The sequence below is a fragment of the Pseudomonas brassicacearum subsp. neoaurantiaca genome, from assembly GCF_013608025.1.
Classification (GTDB): domain Bacteria; phylum Pseudomonadota; class Gammaproteobacteria; order Pseudomonadales; family Pseudomonadaceae; genus Aquipseudomonas.
The window spans coordinates 40,329-55,141 of record NZ_VDLV01000052.1; the positions used below are offsets into that span (position 1 = coordinate 40,329).

13 protein-coding genes are annotated in these 14,813 nt (G+C 61.2%); 10 read left to right on the plus strand and 3 right to left on the minus strand.

Annotated features, from left to right (window positions below):
• The first annotated feature begins 243 nt into the window (after nucleotides 1–243).
• The 5 genes from gshA (at nucleotide 244) to tauD (ending at nucleotide 5,593) form a co-directional block, all read left to right on the plus strand.
• Entirely contained in the window at nucleotides 244–1,827 is a 1,584-nt protein-coding gene (gshA, locus tag FHK92_RS23605; protein ID WP_181290240.1) for a glutamate--cysteine ligase, read from the plus strand.
• Between the two features lie 247 nt (nucleotides 1,828–2,074).
• Nucleotides 2,075–3,052, plus strand: coding sequence for a taurine ABC transporter substrate-binding protein (gene tauA / locus FHK92_RS23610; protein WP_181290241.1), 978 nt, complete (start codon nucleotides 2,075–2,077; stop codon nucleotides 3,050–3,052).
• Between the two features lie 19 nt (nucleotides 3,053–3,071).
• Nucleotides 3,072–3,866, plus strand: coding sequence for a taurine ABC transporter ATP-binding subunit (gene tauB / locus FHK92_RS23615; protein ID WP_181290242.1), 795 nt, complete (start codon nucleotides 3,072–3,074; stop codon nucleotides 3,864–3,866).
• Nucleotides 3,863–4,702: a taurine ABC transporter permease TauC gene (tauC, locus tag FHK92_RS23620; RefSeq protein ID WP_181290243.1), complete on the plus strand. Its 840-nt coding sequence runs from the start codon at nucleotides 3,863–3,865 to the stop codon at nucleotides 4,700–4,702. The genes tauB and tauC overlap by 4 nt, the downstream gene beginning before the upstream one ends.
• A 48-nt stretch (nucleotides 4,703–4,750) precedes the next feature.
• Entirely contained in the window at nucleotides 4,751–5,593 is an 843-nt protein-coding gene (gene tauD, locus FHK92_RS23625) for a taurine dioxygenase (protein WP_181290244.1), read from the plus strand.
• Nucleotides 5,594–5,755: 162 nt separating this feature from the next.
• Here the strand turns inward: tauD and mgrA are convergent, their stop codons facing one another.
• Nucleotides 5,756–6,793, minus strand: a complete 1,038-nt coding sequence (gene mgrA, locus FHK92_RS23630) for an L-glyceraldehyde 3-phosphate reductase (RefSeq protein WP_181290245.1) — start codon at nucleotides 6,791–6,793, stop codon at nucleotides 5,756–5,758.
• 208 nt (nucleotides 6,794–7,001) lie between these two features.
• Complete coding sequence (locus tag FHK92_RS23635) at nucleotides 7,002–7,892, minus strand: LysR family transcriptional regulator (protein WP_181290246.1); 891 nt, start codon at nucleotides 7,890–7,892, stop codon at nucleotides 7,002–7,004.
• Nucleotides 7,893–8,018: 126 nt separating this feature from the next.
• On the opposite strand from FHK92_RS23635, the gene FHK92_RS23640 reads away from it, so the two are divergent.
• The gene (locus FHK92_RS23640) at nucleotides 8,019–8,759 is read left to right on the plus strand and encodes an SDR family oxidoreductase (protein WP_181290247.1); all 741 of its coding nucleotides are present in this window, start codon (nucleotides 8,019–8,021) and stop codon (nucleotides 8,757–8,759) included.
• A 12-nt stretch (nucleotides 8,760–8,771) separates the two neighbouring features.
• Here FHK92_RS23640 and betT read toward each other — a convergent pair whose 3' ends face one another.
• Nucleotides 8,772–10,733 (minus strand): choline transporter BetT, encoded by a 1,962-nt coding sequence (gene betT, locus FHK92_RS23645; protein ID WP_181290302.1) that lies wholly within the window; start codon nucleotides 10,731–10,733, stop codon nucleotides 8,772–8,774.
• A 491-nt stretch (nucleotides 10,734–11,224) separates the two neighbouring features.
• Between betT and FHK92_RS23650 the strand changes: the two genes are divergently transcribed.
• From FHK92_RS23650 to tcyN, 4 genes are all read left to right on the plus strand, one after another.
• Entirely contained in the window at nucleotides 11,225–12,217 is a 993-nt protein-coding gene (locus tag FHK92_RS23650; RefSeq protein ID WP_181290303.1) for a D-cysteine desulfhydrase, read from the plus strand.
• A 305-nt stretch (nucleotides 12,218–12,522) separates the two neighbouring features.
• Nucleotides 12,523–13,323, plus strand: a complete 801-nt coding sequence (gene tcyJ, locus FHK92_RS23655) for a cystine ABC transporter substrate-binding protein (RefSeq protein WP_003196665.1) — start codon at nucleotides 12,523–12,525, stop codon at nucleotides 13,321–13,323.
• Nucleotides 13,323–13,988 (plus strand): cystine ABC transporter permease, encoded by a 666-nt coding sequence (gene tcyL, locus FHK92_RS23660; RefSeq protein ID WP_181290248.1) that lies wholly within the window; start codon nucleotides 13,323–13,325, stop codon nucleotides 13,986–13,988. The genes tcyJ and tcyL overlap by 1 nt, the downstream gene beginning before the upstream one ends.
• Before the next feature lie 3 nt (nucleotides 13,989–13,991).
• Complete coding sequence (gene tcyN / locus FHK92_RS23665) at nucleotides 13,992–14,753, plus strand: L-cystine ABC transporter ATP-binding protein TcyN (RefSeq protein ID WP_181290249.1); 762 nt, start codon at nucleotides 13,992–13,994, stop codon at nucleotides 14,751–14,753.
• The last annotated feature ends 60 nt before the right edge of the window (nucleotides 14,754–14,813 follow it).

Below are 14,813 nucleotides of genomic sequence, written 5' to 3' on the forward strand. Positions count from 1 at the left end.
GACGCCACGAATGCGGTGTCGGGCTTTCCTGTGGGAGCGAGCTTGCTCGCGATAGCGGTGGACCAGTCACTATTAAGTTGACTGACATACCGCTATCGCGAGCAAGCTCGCTCCCACAAAGGGACGGCGGCGATCTTCTTCAGCCGTATGAAAACCAGGCGAAAACGCCAGTTTTAACTTCACCCTTGTAGACCGTCTTGCCCACCCCCATATTGGGGCGACTGACGCGTGAAGGAATTCAACTTGAGCGACCTTTTAAACCGCCGCCTGGCCCTGCTCGGCGAGCGCGCCAACCTCTCCCTGCTCGAGCAGTGCCTGCACGGTATCGAGCGTGAATGCCTGCGCGTCACGGGCGACGGGCGCCTGGCGCAGACCCCGCACCCCGAGGCCCTGGGCTCGGCGCTGACCAACGAACAGATCACCACCGACTATTCCGAGTCGCTGCTGGAGTTCATCACCCCGGCCCTGGCCAACCCGGCTGATACCCTGCATAGCCTCGACAGGATCCACCGGTTCGTCTACAGCAAGCTCGGCGACGAATACCTGTGGAGCCCCTCGATGCCGTGTCCGTTGCCGGCCGAGGAAGAAATTCCGATCGCCTATTACGGCACCTCGAACATCGGTCGACTCAAGTACGTCTACCGCAAGGGTCTGGCGCTGCGCTATGGCAAGACCATGCAGTGCATCGCCGGGATCCACTACAACTTCTCCCTGCCGGAAAAGCTCTGGCCCCTGCTCCGTCAGGACGAGGCCATCGGCGCGAGCGACCGGGACTTCCAGTCGTCGGCCTATATCGCCCTGATTCGTAACTTCCGTCGCTACAGCTGGCTGTTGATGTACCTGTTCGGTGCCTCGCCGGCCCTCGACGTCGGTTTCCTGCGTGGCCGACCGCATCAGTTGGAACACCTGGATCCGGAAACCTTGTACCTGCCCTACGCCACCAGCCTGCGCATGAGCGACCTGGGTTACCAGAGCAACGCCCAGGCCGGCCTCACGCCTTGCTACAACGACCTGGCGAGTTACACCGACAGCCTGCGCAAAGCGGTGGCAACACCGTACGCGCCGTACGTCAAAGTCGGCACGCACCAGAACGGCGAGTGGGTGCAGCTCAACACCAACATCCTGCAGATCGAAAACGAGTACTACTCCAACATCCGTCCCAAGCGCGTGACCTATACCGGGGAGCGGCCGATCCAGGCGCTCATGGCTCGCGGGATCCAGTACGTCGAAGTCCGCTGCCTGGACATCAACCCGTTCCTGCCGATGGGCATCGACCTCACCGAGTCGCGATTCCTCGATGCGTTCCTGCTGTATTGCGGCCTCAATGACAGCCCGCAGCTGGAAAACAACGAGTGCAGCAACGCCACCAGCAACTTCCTGACGGTGGTCAAGGAGGGTCGCAAGCCGGGCCTGCAATTGCAGCGCCAGGGCCAAGCGGTGGACATGCAGGCCTGGGCCTTGGAACTGCTGGAAAAAATCGCTCCGCTGGCCGCGCTGCTCGACCAGAGCCACGGTGGCGACGCCCACCGCCAGGCGCTGGACGCGCAACAGGCAAAAGTACGCGATCCGTCGCTGACGCCATCCGCCCAGGTGTTGGCCGCCATGGCCGAGCATCAGGAAAGCTTCGCCCAGTTCTCCCTGCGCCAGAGCAAGGCCCACGCCGAGTTCTTCCGCGCCGAGCCGCTGGCCACCGAAGAGCAAGCCACGTTCGAACAGACTGCTCGCCAATCCCTGGCCCAGCAAACCGAGCTGGAGCAAAACGAAGTCGGGGATTTCGACGTGTTCGTGGGTTCGTACCAGGCGAGCATCCTGGCGATCAGTAACTGAATCGCCGCTGCCAAGAATACTTTTGTGGCGAGGGAGCTTGCTCCCGCTCGGCTGCGCAGCAGCCGTAAAGATGGGGCCTGCTGCGCAGTCCAGCGGGAGCAAGCTCCCTCGCCACAGGGGTTTCGTACCTTCTCGATAGACTTTTTCGCAGATAAGCTAATTCGAAAAAGTTATTTATTTCTTAATTCTTAGATCATTTAGTCTCCTCCAACGCCGACTCTCCGGCGGCCTGTTGAGGAGCTTCATCATGTCTTTGAGTTTCCCCCTTCGCCTTCTCGCGGCCGCCTCCCTGGCTGCGGCGAGTCTTTTTGCCCAGGCGGCCGACCTGACCGTCGCCTACCAGACCACCGTGGACCCGGCGAAAGTCGCCCAAGCCGACGGAGCCTATGAAAAAGCCACCCAGGCCAAGATCGCCTGGCGCAAGTTCGACAATGGCGCCGACATCATCGCCGCCATCGCCTCGGGCGATGTGCAGATCGGTTACCTCGGTTCCAGCCCGCTGACCGCCGCCATCACCCGCAAGGTTCCGGTGGAAACGTTCCTCATCGCCACCCAGATCGGCGCCGCTGAAGCCTTGGTCGCCCGTGACGGCTCCGGCATCAAGACCCCACAAGACCTGATCGGCAAGAAGATCGCCGTGCCGTTTGTCTCCACCGGTCATTACAGCCTGCTCGCCGCGCTGAAGCACTGGAACATCGACCCGTCGAAAGTCACCGTGCTCAACCTCGCGCCACCGGCCATTATCGCGGCGTGGAAACGCGGCGACATCGACGCCACCTACGTCTGGGACCCGGCCTTGGGCGTAGCCAAGGAAAACGGCAAGGTGCTGATCACTTCAGCAGAACTGGCCCAGTTCGGCGCACCGACCTTCGACGCGTGGATCGTGCGCAAGGATTTCGCCCAGCAGCATCCCGAGATCGTCACCGCTTTCGCCAAAGTCACCCTGGACGCCTACGCCCAGTACCGCAAGGACCCGCAAGCCTGGCTCGCCGATGCGTCCAACATCGACAAACTGGTGAAGCTCTCCGGCGCCAAGGCCAGCGATATCCCGCTGCTGTTGCAAGGCAACGTATTCCCGCTGGCCGCAGACCAGGTGGTGAGCCTCGGCGCTCCAACCACCCAGGCGATCACCAATACCGCCGCGTTCCTCAAGGAGCAAGGCAAGGTCGAAGCCGTGCTGCCGGATTACGCGCCGTACGTCAGCGCCAAATACATCACTCGCTGATAGAAAAGGAGACGCCGAGATGGCCTTGCTACAGCTGGAGCGCATCAGCGCTCAGTACCCCGGCGCGACGAAACCGGTACTGGCGGATATTTCGTTGACCCTGGGCCCGCAGCAGTTGCTGGTCGCCCTCGGCCCATCCGGCAGCGGCAAGACGTCGCTGCTGAACCTGATTGCCGGGTTCGTCGAGCCCAGCGCCGGGCAGATCACCCTCGACGGCGTGCCGGTGTCAGGTCCCGGCGCCGAACGTGGCGTGGTGTTCCAGGACGATGCGCTGTTGCCCTGGCAGGACGTGCTGGCAAACGTCGGTTTCGGCCTGGAACTGGCCGGGGTCGCCAAGGAAAAACGCGAGGCCCGCGCCCGGGAAATGCTCGCCTTGGTGGACCTCGCCGGTTTCGAAAAGCGCCGTGTCTGGCAGCTGTCCGGCGGCCAGAAACAACGCGTCGGCCTGGCCCGCGCATTGGCGGCCGACCCTCGCGTGCTGTTGATGGACGAACCTTTCGGCGCCCTGGACGCCTTCACCCGCGAGCAGATGCAAGAGCTGCTGCTGCAAGTCTGGCAACGCACCGCCAAGCCGGTGTTCCTGATTACCCACGACATTGAAGAAGCCGTGTTCCTGGCCACCGATCTGATTCTGCTTGCGCCGGATCCCGGGCAGATCGTCGAGCGCCTGAGCCTGGATTTCGGCCGCCGCTACGGCGCTGGCGAATCGGCTCGATCCATCAAGTCCGATCCACGCTTCATCGAGACCCGCGAGCACGTGCTTGCCAAGGTGTTTTCCCAACGCAGCGCCACTCGACAACAGGAGCGCGCATGAGCAGCTATGAAGTTCCAGCCGTGGCCGGCGATGCCGTGACCTCGCGCGCGGCCGCCCCCGTTCGGCGCAGCCTGAGCACACGCTCAATCAGCGGGCTGACGCTGGTGGTATTGCTGTTTCTCTGGTGGGCGATCACCGCCACCGGGCTGATCGAACCGTTGTTCCTGCCGCCGCCCTCCGCCGTGCTGCAGAAGGGTTGGCTGCTGGCGACCAGCGGCTACATGGATTCGACACTCTGGCAACACCTGGGCGCAAGCCTCGGGCGGATTGGCCTGGGCCTGTTGTTCGCGGTGCTGACGGCCGTGCCGGTGGGCATCGCCATCGGCGCCAACCGTATCGCCCGTGGCGTACTCGATCCGCTGATCGAGTTCTACCGACCGATTCCTCCCCTGGCCTACCTGCCGCTGATCGTGATCTGGTGCGGCATCGGCGAGCTGTCGAAAGTCCTGCTGATCTACCTGGCGATCTTCGCCCCGATCGCCATCGCCACCGCCACCGGCGTGCGCACCGTCGACCCGGCCAAATTGCGCGCCGCGCAATCCCTGGGCGCCACGCGGGCGCAGCTGATTCGTCATGTGATCGTGCCCAGCGCATTGCCGGACATTCTTACTGGCATTCGCATCGGCCTGGGCGTGGGTTGGTCGACGCTGGTCGCCGCTGAACTGATCGCGGCCACCAGCGGCCTGGGGTTCATGGTGCAGTCGGCGGCGCAGTTCCTGGTCACCGATGTCGTGGTGCTGGGAATCCTGGTGATCGCACTGATCGCCTTCGCCATGGAAATGGGCCTGCGCGCCCTGCAACGCAAGCTGGTGCCATGGCACGGCCAGGCCCATTGATACGCAATGACCACGCCGACCATTCGGCGCCCATCCGAGAGAGCCACCATGAGCCGCCCGACCCTTACCCCTTTGAGCATTGCCCTCGGCGCGCAGATCAGCGGGATCGACATCAGCCAACCGCTGAGCCCCGAAGAGCGCGACTTCATCGAGCAGGCGCTGCTGGAACATCAGGTGCTGTTTTTCCGCGACCAGCCGATCGAACCGCCGCAGCAGGCGCGTTTCGCGGCGTATTTCGGTGACCTGCACATTCATCCGATCTACCCCAACGTACCGGATCAGCCCGAAGTGCTGGTGCTCGACACCGCCGTCACCGACGTTCGCGATAACGCCGTATGGCACACCGACGTGACCTTCCTGCCGACCCCGGCCCTGGGCGCGGTGCTCAGCGCCAAGCTGTCGCCGGCGTTTGGCGGCGACACGTTGTGGGCCAGCGGCATCGCGGCTTATGAAGCGCTGTCGGCACCGTTGAAAAGCTTGCTGGAAGGTCTGACAGCGACGCACGACTTTACCCGTTCGTTTCCGCTGGAGCGCTTTGGCAACTCGCCTCAAGACCTGGTGCGCTGGGAAGAGGCACGGCGCAAGAACCCGCCGCTGTCCCATCCGGTGATTCGCACTCATCCGGTGAGCGGTCGTCGCTCGCTGTTCGTCAACGAAGGCTTTACCACTCGCATCAACGAGCTCTCGGAAGGTGAAAGCGAGGCGATCCTGAAACTGTTGTTCGCCCACGCGACACGTCCGGAGTTCACCGTGCGCTGGCGCTGGCAGGCCAATGACGTGGCGTTTTGGGACAACCGCGTGACCCAGCATTTCGCCGTGGACGACTACCGCCCCGCCCGGCGCGTAATGCACCGGGCGACGGTGTTGGGGGATGTGCCGTTTTTCAGGTGAGTGCCTTGCCCGAATGGTTTTCCGGGGTAACGCATATCCCCGTGGCGAGGGAGCTTGCTCCCGCTCGACTGCGCAGCAGTCCCATTTTGCGGCTGCTGCGCAACCGAACGGGAGCAAGCTCCCTCGCCACAGAGTTATGTGTTTGCCGTCCTTGCAGAGCTGTCACTCCGCCGTCGAAGGCTTCTCCCACAGATTGATCCCGCCCTCTTGGGCAAAGCGGTCGATCTCGGCCAGTTCTTCGGCGCTGAAATCGAGATTGCGCAGGGCCCCGACGTTCTCGACGATCTGCTCCGGCCGGCTGGCACCGATCAGGGCGGAGGTGACCCGTGGATCGCGCAACGTCCAGGCCAGGGCCATTTGAGCCAGGCTCTGGCCGCGACGCTGGGCGATTTCATTGAGCGCACGGACGTGAGCAATGTTTTCCTCGGACAGATGCGAAGCTTGCAACGAGCCACCTCCCGGGCGATTCACCCGCGCATCGGCCGGAATGCCCTTGAGGTATTTGTCGGTCAGCAGGCCCTGGGCCAGCGGCGTGAAAGCAATGACGCCCGTGCCGAGTTCCTCGGTGGCGTCCAGCAAGTCTTTTTCCACCCAGCGATTGAGCAGGTTGTAGGCCGGCTGGTGGATCAGCAGCGGGACTTTCCATTCCTTGAGCAGCGCGGCCATTTCCCGGGTCTTCACGCCCGAGTACGAAGAAATGCCAATGTACAAAGCCTTGCCTTGCTGCACGGCGGTTGCCAGCGCGCTAGCCGTTTCCTCCAGCGGTGTGTCGGGGTCGAAACGGTGGGAATAGAAAATGTCCACGTAGTCCAACCCCAGGCGCTGCAGACTCTGATCGAGACTGGCGAGCACGTATTTGCGCGAACCGCCGCCCTGTCCATAAGGGCCAGGCCACATGTCCCAACCAGCCTTGCTGGAGATGATCAGTTCATCGCGGTACTGCTTGAAGTCTTCACGCAACAGCCGACCGAAATTGACTTCGGCGCTGCCATAGGGCGGGCCGTAGTTGTTGGCGAGGTCGAAGTGATTGATGCCCAGGTCGAACGCCGTGCGCAGCAAGGCTCGCTGGGTATCGATCGGCGTACTGTCGCCGAAGTTGTGCCACAAGCCGAGTGACAGGGCCGGCAGCACCAGTCCGCTGCGACCGACGCGGCGGTAGGGAATGGACTCGTAGCGGTTTTGCGCAGCGGTGTAGGTCATCGAAAAGGCTCTCTGTGCGAACGACGAATGGCAAAAGCTAACATTTCACAGACGCATCGGTCAGGCCGAAAGTTCGCAGATCCCTGTGGGAGCGAGCCTGCTCCGGGCGGCGATCCGACGATAACGGTGGATCAGCCAAAAAAACTATCGACTGCAATGGCCTCATCGCGAGCAAGCTCGCTCCCACAAGGTCCTTGGTAGCCAAACCTTAACGCGCCTGCGCAAACACCTCCGCGACCCAATCGACGAACACCCTTACCCGTGGCGACATGTGTCGGTTGTGCGGATAAAGCACCGACACCGGCATGGAAGGTGGCGGCGTCGCGGCGTGGACTTCCTGGATCAGGCCCTGCCGGATCGGCTCCTCCATCCGGTAATGCGGGCACTGGATCAGGCCCATGCCGGCAATGGCCGAAGCGGCGTAGATTTCCGCGCCAGACACCGACAACGTGCCCCCGATCGATACCTCCTTGAGATCGCCGTCGACCATGAATTCGAACGGATACAGCTTGGCGGTCGTGCGGGAGACGTAATTCACTGCCTTGTGATGCTTCAAGTCGTCGAGGCTTTTCGGTTCACCGTATTGGCGCAAGTAACCGGGGCTGGCGCAGGTGACCTGCCGAAGGTTGGCGACACGCCGGCCAATCAATGATGAGTCCGCCAGCGTGCCGGAGCGCACGACGCAATCGACGCCTTCGGCAATCAGGTCGACGAAACGATCCGCCTCGGTGATGAACAGTTCTATCTCGGGATAGCGGGCCATGAATTGCGGCAACGCAGGGATCACGAAATACCGCGCCTGGGTGCCGTGCAGGTCCACCCTGAGCTTGCCTTTGGGTGCCACGCCGCGAAACGCCAGTTCGGCTTCTTCCAGCTCGGCCAGCAACTGCACGCAGCGTGGGTAATAGGCTTCGCCATCGAGTGTCGGGCGTACCTTGCGCGTGCTGCGCTCGAGCAAACGCACACCCAGCCAGGCCTCGAACTGATTGAGCGTATGGGTCAGCGTGGCCCGTGGCATGTTCAAGTCTTCAGCCGCCAGGGTGAAACTGCTGCGCTCGTAGATGCGGACAAACACCCGCATGGCCTTGACCTGATCCATCGAAATCCTGCGCTCTGATTGTTGAAGATTATTGAACAGTCAAGCCAACTTTCCGGCATTTATCGGCGCGAGTAAACATGTGAACCTGCTTCCAACCCATCACCACACCTCAAGGGGATTCTTGCCATGACTGTCCAAAACGCCAAAGTTGCCATCGTGACCGGCGCCTCCCGTGGCATCGGCGCCGAGATTGCCAAGCAACTGGCCAGCGACGGCTTTGCCGTCGCCATCAACTTCGCCAGCAGCGCCACCGAAGCTTCCAAGCTGGTCGTGCAGTTGCGCCAGGCCGGGCACCAGGCCATAGCGGTGAAGGCCGACGTGTCGGTGGCCGCCGATGTCAGCCGAATGTTCGATGAAGTCGAAGCGCAACTGGGCAAGGTCGATGTGCTGATCAACAACGCCGGCATTCTTCAGGTCATGCCCTTGGCGCAGCACAGCGACGAATTGTTCGACCGTACGTTCGCCATCAATACCCGCGGCACCTTCAACACCTTGCGCGAAGCCGCGACTCGGCTGAACGACGGCGGCCGCATTGTCAATTTCTCCAGCAGCACCGTGGCCCTGAACCTGCCTGGCTATTCGGTGTACATCGCCAGCAAGGCCGCTGTGGAATCGCTGACCCAGGTATTCGCCAAGGAACTGCGCGGTCGCCAGATCACGGTCAATGCCGTCGCGCCGGGGCCGGTCGCCACCGAGCTGTTCATGCACGGCAAAAGCGAAGAGCAGGTCCAGCACTACGCGAAGATGCCGCCCTTGGAGCGCCTCGGCCAGCCGGAAGACATTGCCAGCATCGTGTCTTTCCTGGTCAGCCCGGCTGCCGGTTGGGTGAATGGGCAGATCCTGCGGGCCAACGGTGGGCTGGTTTGAGGCTTCGCTCGATCAACGCACCAGATGCAAGAACTGCATGTGCCGCTCGTACTGGTCGAGAATGTCGTTGATGACCTGCTCCTTGGAGTAGCCCACCAGGTCGTAATCCTGGCTGCCTTCGCTCAGGTGCACTTCGGCACGGTAGTAACGCCGATTGTTGATTTGCTTGGAGCCCATGCCACCTCGGGCGAAGGACGGCGTGAAGTAGCCGCGCATCTGCACTTGGTAGATGAACGGATGCTGCTCGCCATGGCCGATTTCCAGGCTGACGCTGTCGGCCGCCGGGTCGGGTTGGGTCAGCACGGTCAGCCCCTTCTCGATGAACACCGCTTTCACATCTTCGATGGCCGGCCGCACCGTGGTATCGAGGAAGCGGTACACCTCGTCGCGAGAGGGAAAATGCACGGCCTGGCTCAGGCGTTGGCGCCAGCCGCCAGTGCCCCGTCGCGAAGCTGAGACGGGTGCCAATGAATGCAATTGCGCGATCTGCTTCTGGGATTCGAGGTAGAACGCCTTGTGCAGGCCCCACATCATCAGCAAGAGAATCAGTGAAAAGGGCAAGGAAGTCAGCACCACCGCGGACTTGAGCGCATCGATGCTGCCGGAAAACAGCAAGGCGCTGGTCACCAGCGCGGTCATTGCGCCCCAGAAAACCCGCAGCCATTTCGGTCCGTCTTCATCCGGATTGCCGCCCCTGGCCGAAAGCGTGGACAGCACAACGGTGCCGGAGTCGGCGGAGGTGACGAAAAACACAAAGCTGATAAACACCGTGACAGCGATGACGGTCTTGCTCCACGGGTAGGTTTCCAGCAGCAGGTAAAGGCTCATCGACGGATTGTCCACCGCCGACATTCCCAAGGCGCTCATGCCATGGTTCAACACTTGGTCGAGGGCGCTGTTACCAAAGATCGACATCCACGCCAGGGTGAAACCGAGGGGGATCAACAGCACGCCGAAGACGAATTCGCGAATCGTCCGACCACGGGAAATACGCGCGATGAACAGCCCCACGAACGGCGACCACGCAATCCACCAAGCCCAATAGAACACCGTCCAACCGCCCAGCCAATCGCTCGGTTTGTCGTAGGCGTACAGGTCGAAACTTTTCATCGGCAGGGCGCCGAGGTAGTCGCCGACGTTCTGGATCAGCGTGTTGAGCAAGTGCTGGGTCGGCCCGGCAAACAGCACGAACAACAGCAACGCGCAGGCCAGCAGCATGTTGATGTCGGACATCACCCGCACGCCCTTGTCGACGCCGGCCACGGCGACGATGATCGCCGCACCCATCATCAGCACGATCAGGCCGACCTGGATCCACTGGGTGTGAGCGATGCCGAACAGGTAATCCAACCCGGAATTGAGGTGCAGCACACCAAAACCCATGTCCGCACCGAGACCGAAGACCGTCGCGATAATGCCGAAGCCATCCACGGCATAGCCGATCGGACCGTTGATGCGCTTGCCAATCAATGGATACAACGCCGATCGCAAGGCCAGCGGCAAATTGTGCCGATAGGCGAAATACGCCAAGGCCATGCCAACAAAAGCAAACACCCCCCAGCCGTGCAGGCCCCAGTGCAAGAAAAGGATCTGCATGGCCTGGCGCGCCGCATCGGCGGTACCGGCTTCGCCTTGGGGCGGCTGCGCCAAGTGGGTCAGCGGCTCGGAGACGCAAAAGAAAAACAACGTGATGCTGATCCCTGCGGCGAACAACATGCCGGCCCAGGACAAGTAGCTGAATTCGGGCTCGTCGTGGTCGGCACCGAGCTTGATCTTGCCGTAGCCAGACAACGCGGTGACCACCACGAAGATCAAATACAGGGTCATCGCCAGCAAGTAGTACCAACCGACCGTATTGGCCGCCCAGTTCTGTGCCGCCAGCAGCCAGGCACCGGCCTGACCGGGCATGGCAATCACGACCAGGCCGAACAACACGATGAAGGTCGCGGCGAAGTAAAACACCGGCGGATTCATGCGGACCAGGCCGCTGGGTGGAAGGGACGACGTACTCATCGACGAAGTACCTCGCAAAGTGAAATCGTGACGTGCGCAAACGGACTCGGCAAAGGCAAGCCTCCTGTTGTGAGCGGGCAGCAAACCAATGGTTTAACTTGAATGAACGTTCAAGTTAAACATGAATAGCTAGCTAAGGACTAATCGCAGGGCTAAACGGCACGTTTCCTACCCTAGCCCATGGCTGGGTATGACGTTGTCTGGCGGGCATTCGTTCAGTGTTCAAGGGCAGATACCCCTGTGGGAGCGAGCTTGCTCGCGATGACGGCCTGACCTCCAATATCTCTATTGACCGCTGCACCGCCATCGCGAGCAAGCTCGCTCCCACAGGTCCGGCACAAGCCAAACCGGCGGCAGTGTCGCCGCATCCACGCCCGAACAGAAACATGTCGGTTGCCCCTGAATATCCACGTGCCTATAGTCCAGGCATCGCCTACAACCAGTACGGACCCATGATCAAAGAACAGCTGTCTCGCTTTCATCGTCTTGACCTGCTCGGCCACCCGACACCTCTGGAAAAACTCGACCGCCTCTCCGAGTGGCTCGGCCGGGACATTTACTTTAAGCGCGACGACCTGACGCCGCTGGCGCTGGGCGGCAACAAGCTGCGCAAGCTCGAATACCTGGCCGCCGACGCCATCGCCCAGGGCGCCGATACCCTCATTACCGCCGGGGCAATCCAATCCAACCATGTACGCCAGACCGCAGCCTTGGCCGCGAAGCTGGGCCTTGGCTGCGTGGCGCTGCTGGAAAACCCTATCGGTACCGAGGACAGCAATTATCTGGGCAATGGCAATCGTCTGCTGCTGGAGCTTTTCGATGCCAAGGTCGAGTTGGTCGACAACCTGGACAACGCCGACGACCAATTGCAGGCCCTCGCTGGCCGTTTGCGCAGCAACGGCAAGAAACCCTATCTGGTGCCGATTGGTGGTTCGAATGCCTTGGGTGCGCTGGGGTATGTACGCGCCGGCCTGGAGCTGGCCGAACAGATCAAGGACACCGGGCTCGATTTCTCCGCCGTGGTACTGGCCTCGGGCAGTGCCGGCACGCACAGCGGCCTGGCGCTGGCCTTGAGCGAAAGCCTGCCTGCGCTTCCGGTCATTGGCGTAACGGTTTCGCGCAGCGAGGAGGATCAGTTTCCAAAGGTACAAGGCTTGGCCGAGCGTACCGCCGAGCTGCTTGAAATGGCTCTTCCGGAGGCCTTCAAGGTCAATTTGTGGGATGAGTATTTCGCGCCCCGCTATGGCGAGCCGAATGCCGGAACACTGGCAGCGGTCAAGCTGCTGGCGAGCCAGGAGGGACTCCTGCTCGATCCGGTCTATACCGGCAAGGCCATGGCCGGCTTGCTCGATGGCATCGGCCGCGACCGTTTCGATGACGGCCCGATCATCTTCCTGCATACCGGCGGCGCGCCGGCTTTGTTTGCCTATAACACGGCATTCTGAAATTACTGAATCCTATGTGGGAGCGAGCTTGCTCGCGATGACGGTCTGTCAGCGTCATAAATTTTGCCGGAACCACCGCTATCGCGAGCAAGCTCGCTCCCACAGGTTTCCATTCCAATTTGGCATATATTGCTGATTTAATATTATTTTCCAATCTATAAAACCCACCCTATAGTCTCGCCGCAAGCGCATTTGCCGCGAGACGTCCAGGCTGCTTTAAGGCAGGATGTGGCAATCTTTTCGGATCGCGGCTACGCCTTATCTCAGCCAAATAACGTCGTCATAAGAAAACACAGGGGCTTGTCATGAATTTTTCCGCATTACGTCGCAACCTGCTGGTGGGTTCGCTGGGCCTGGCATTGAGCGCCGGCCTGCTGGGGCAAGCGGTTGCCGGTGAGCAACTGCAAAAAATCAAGGACGCTGGTGAAATCAAGATTGGCCTGGAAGGCACTTATCCACCGTTCAGTTTCGTTGATGACAGCGGAAAACTGACCGGCTTCGAAGTGGAGTTCTCCGAAGCCCTGGCCAAGGAGCTGGGTGTGAAGGTCAAGCTGCAGACCACACCATGGGCCGGCATTCTCGCCGCCCTGGAATCCAAGCGTCTGGACGCGGTGGTCAACCAAGTGACCATCTCCGAGGAGCGTAAGAAGAAATACGACTTCTCCGAGCCGTACACTGTTTCCGGTATTCAAGCGCTGGTGCTGACCAAGAAAGCCGATGAGCTGAACATCAAGAAAGCGGCTGATCTGGACGGCAAGAAAGTCGGCGTGGGCCTGGGCACCAACTACGAACAGTGGGTCAAGGCCGAGGTACCGGGCGCCCAAGTCAAAACCTATGACGACGATCCGACCAAGTTCCAGGACCTGCGCGTCGGCCGTATCGATACCATCCTGATCGACCGTCTGGCCGCCCTGGAATATGCCAAGAAAGCCAAGGACACCACCGTCACCAGCGAAGCCTTCTCCCGCCAGGAATCCGGTATCGCCCTGCGTAAAGGCGAGCCTGAGCTGCTGGCCGCGGTGAACAAGGCCATCGAAAAACTGCGCGCCGACGGCACGCTGAAAAAACTGTCGGAAAAATACTTCAGCGCTGACGTCACCCAATAATGGAAGCAGCTCTTCAACTCGCGCTGGACTCCGCGCCCTTCCTGCTCAAGGGCGCGTATTACACGGTCATCCTCAGCCTGGGCGGCATGTTCTTCGGCTTGTTGCTGGGGTTCGGCCTGGCGCTGATGCGCCTGTCGAGCTTCAAGCTGGTGAACTGGATCGCCCGCATCTACGTGTCGTTCTTTCGCGGCACGCCGTTGCTGGTGCAGCTGTTCGTGATCTATTACGGGTTGCCGCAGTTGGGCGTCGAGCTGGACCCGCTGCCGGCGGCGCTGATTGGTTTCTCGCTGAACATGGCGGCCTATGCGTGTGAAATCCTGCGAGCCGCCATCAGCTCCATCGAGCGCGGCCAATGGGAAGCGGCGGCGAGTATCGGCATGACCCGTGCGCAGACGCTGCGCCGGGCCATCCTGCCGCAAGCCGCCCGCACCGCCCTGCCACCGTTGGGCAACAGTTTCATTTCCCTGGTCAAGGACACCGCGCTGGCGGCGACCATCCAGGTACCGGAGCTGTTTCGCCAGGCGCAGTTGATCACCGCCCGCACCTTCGAAATCTTCACCATGTATCTTGCCGCCGCGCTGATCTATTGGGTTCTTGCCACCGTGCTTTCGCACCTGCAGAACGTACTGGAAGCCCGGGTCAATCGGCACGACCAGGAGTCCTGACCCATGATTGTCGTGGAAAAACTGACAAAGCAGTTCAAGGGTCAGGTGGTGCTCAACGGCATCGACTTGAAGATCGAAGAAGGCGAAGTGGTTGCGATCATCGGCCCCAGCGGCTCGGGCAAGACCACATTCCTGCGCTGCCTGAACTTCCTGGAAGAACCCAGCAGTGGCCGGATCAAGGTCGGCGACATCGAGATCGATGGCAGTCGCCCGCTGAACCAGCAGCAGGGCCTGGTGCGTCGCTTGCGCCAGCAGGTGGGCTTCGTGTTCCAGAACTTCAACCTGTTCCCTCATCGCACGGCATTGGAGAATGTCACCGAAGGCCCGATCGTGGTGAAAAAGACGCCGCGCGCGGAAGCCGAGGGGTTGGGTCGCAAGCTGTTGGCCAAGGTTGGGTTGGCCGGCAAGGAAAACGCCTATCCGAGGCGCCTGTCGGGCGGTCAGCAACAGCGCGTGGCAATTGCCCGGGCGTTGGCAATGGAACCCGCGGTGATCCTCTTCGATGAGCCAACCTCGGCCCTCGACCCGGAATTGGTGGGCGAAGTATTGGCGACCATTCGCGGCCTCGCCGAAGAAAAGCGCACCATGGTCATCGTGACGCATGAGATGGGTTTCGCCCGGGATGTGGCAAACCGCGTGGTGTTCTTTGATAAAGGCGTGATCGTCGAACAAGGCGAAGCCAAGGCATTGTTCGAGGCCCCGAAAGAAGAACGTACTCGACAGTTTCTCAGCAAGTTCCTCTCAGCCGGTCACGGCGCACAATAAGTCAGCAACATTGGCATTACTTCCACGGAAGGAAGTAAGACTACTTGCCAGACATAGAAA

What these genes read in the sequence shown, in the direction of transcription:
- FHK92_RS23640 (WP_181290247.1), top strand. Translation starts at nt 8,019, where the DNA reads ATGACTGTCCAAAACGCCAAAGTTGCCATCGTGACCGGCGCCTCCCGT.
- mgrA (WP_181290245.1), bottom strand. Translation starts at nt 6,793, where the DNA reads ATGACCTACACCGCTGCGCAAAACCGCTACGAGTCCATTCCCTACCGC.
- tauB (WP_181290242.1), top strand. Translation starts at nt 3,072, where the DNA reads ATGGCCTTGCTACAGCTGGAGCGCATCAGCGCTCAGTACCCCGGCGCG.
- FHK92_RS23635 (WP_181290246.1), bottom strand. Translation starts at nt 7,892, where the DNA reads ATGGATCAGGTCAAGGCCATGCGGGTGTTTGTCCGCATCTACGAGCGC.
- tcyJ (WP_003196665.1), top strand. Translation starts at nt 12,523, where the DNA reads ATGAATTTTTCCGCATTACGTCGCAACCTGCTGGTGGGTTCGCTGGGC.
- tauA (WP_181290241.1), top strand. Translation starts at nt 2,075, where the DNA reads ATGTCTTTGAGTTTCCCCCTTCGCCTTCTCGCGGCCGCCTCCCTGGCT.
- betT (WP_181290302.1), bottom strand. Translation starts at nt 10,733, where the DNA reads ATGAATCCGCCGGTGTTTTACTTCGCCGCGACCTTCATCGTGTTGTTC.
- tauC (WP_181290243.1), top strand. Translation starts at nt 3,863, where the DNA reads ATGAGCAGCTATGAAGTTCCAGCCGTGGCCGGCGATGCCGTGACCTCG.
- tauD (WP_181290244.1), top strand. Translation starts at nt 4,751, where the DNA reads ATGAGCCGCCCGACCCTTACCCCTTTGAGCATTGCCCTCGGCGCGCAG.
- FHK92_RS23650 (WP_181290303.1), top strand. Translation starts at nt 11,225, where the DNA reads ATGATCAAAGAACAGCTGTCTCGCTTTCATCGTCTTGACCTGCTCGGC.
- tcyN (WP_181290249.1), top strand. Translation starts at nt 13,992, where the DNA reads ATGATTGTCGTGGAAAAACTGACAAAGCAGTTCAAGGGTCAGGTGGTG.
- tcyL (WP_181290248.1), top strand. Translation starts at nt 13,323, where the DNA reads ATGGAAGCAGCTCTTCAACTCGCGCTGGACTCCGCGCCCTTCCTGCTC.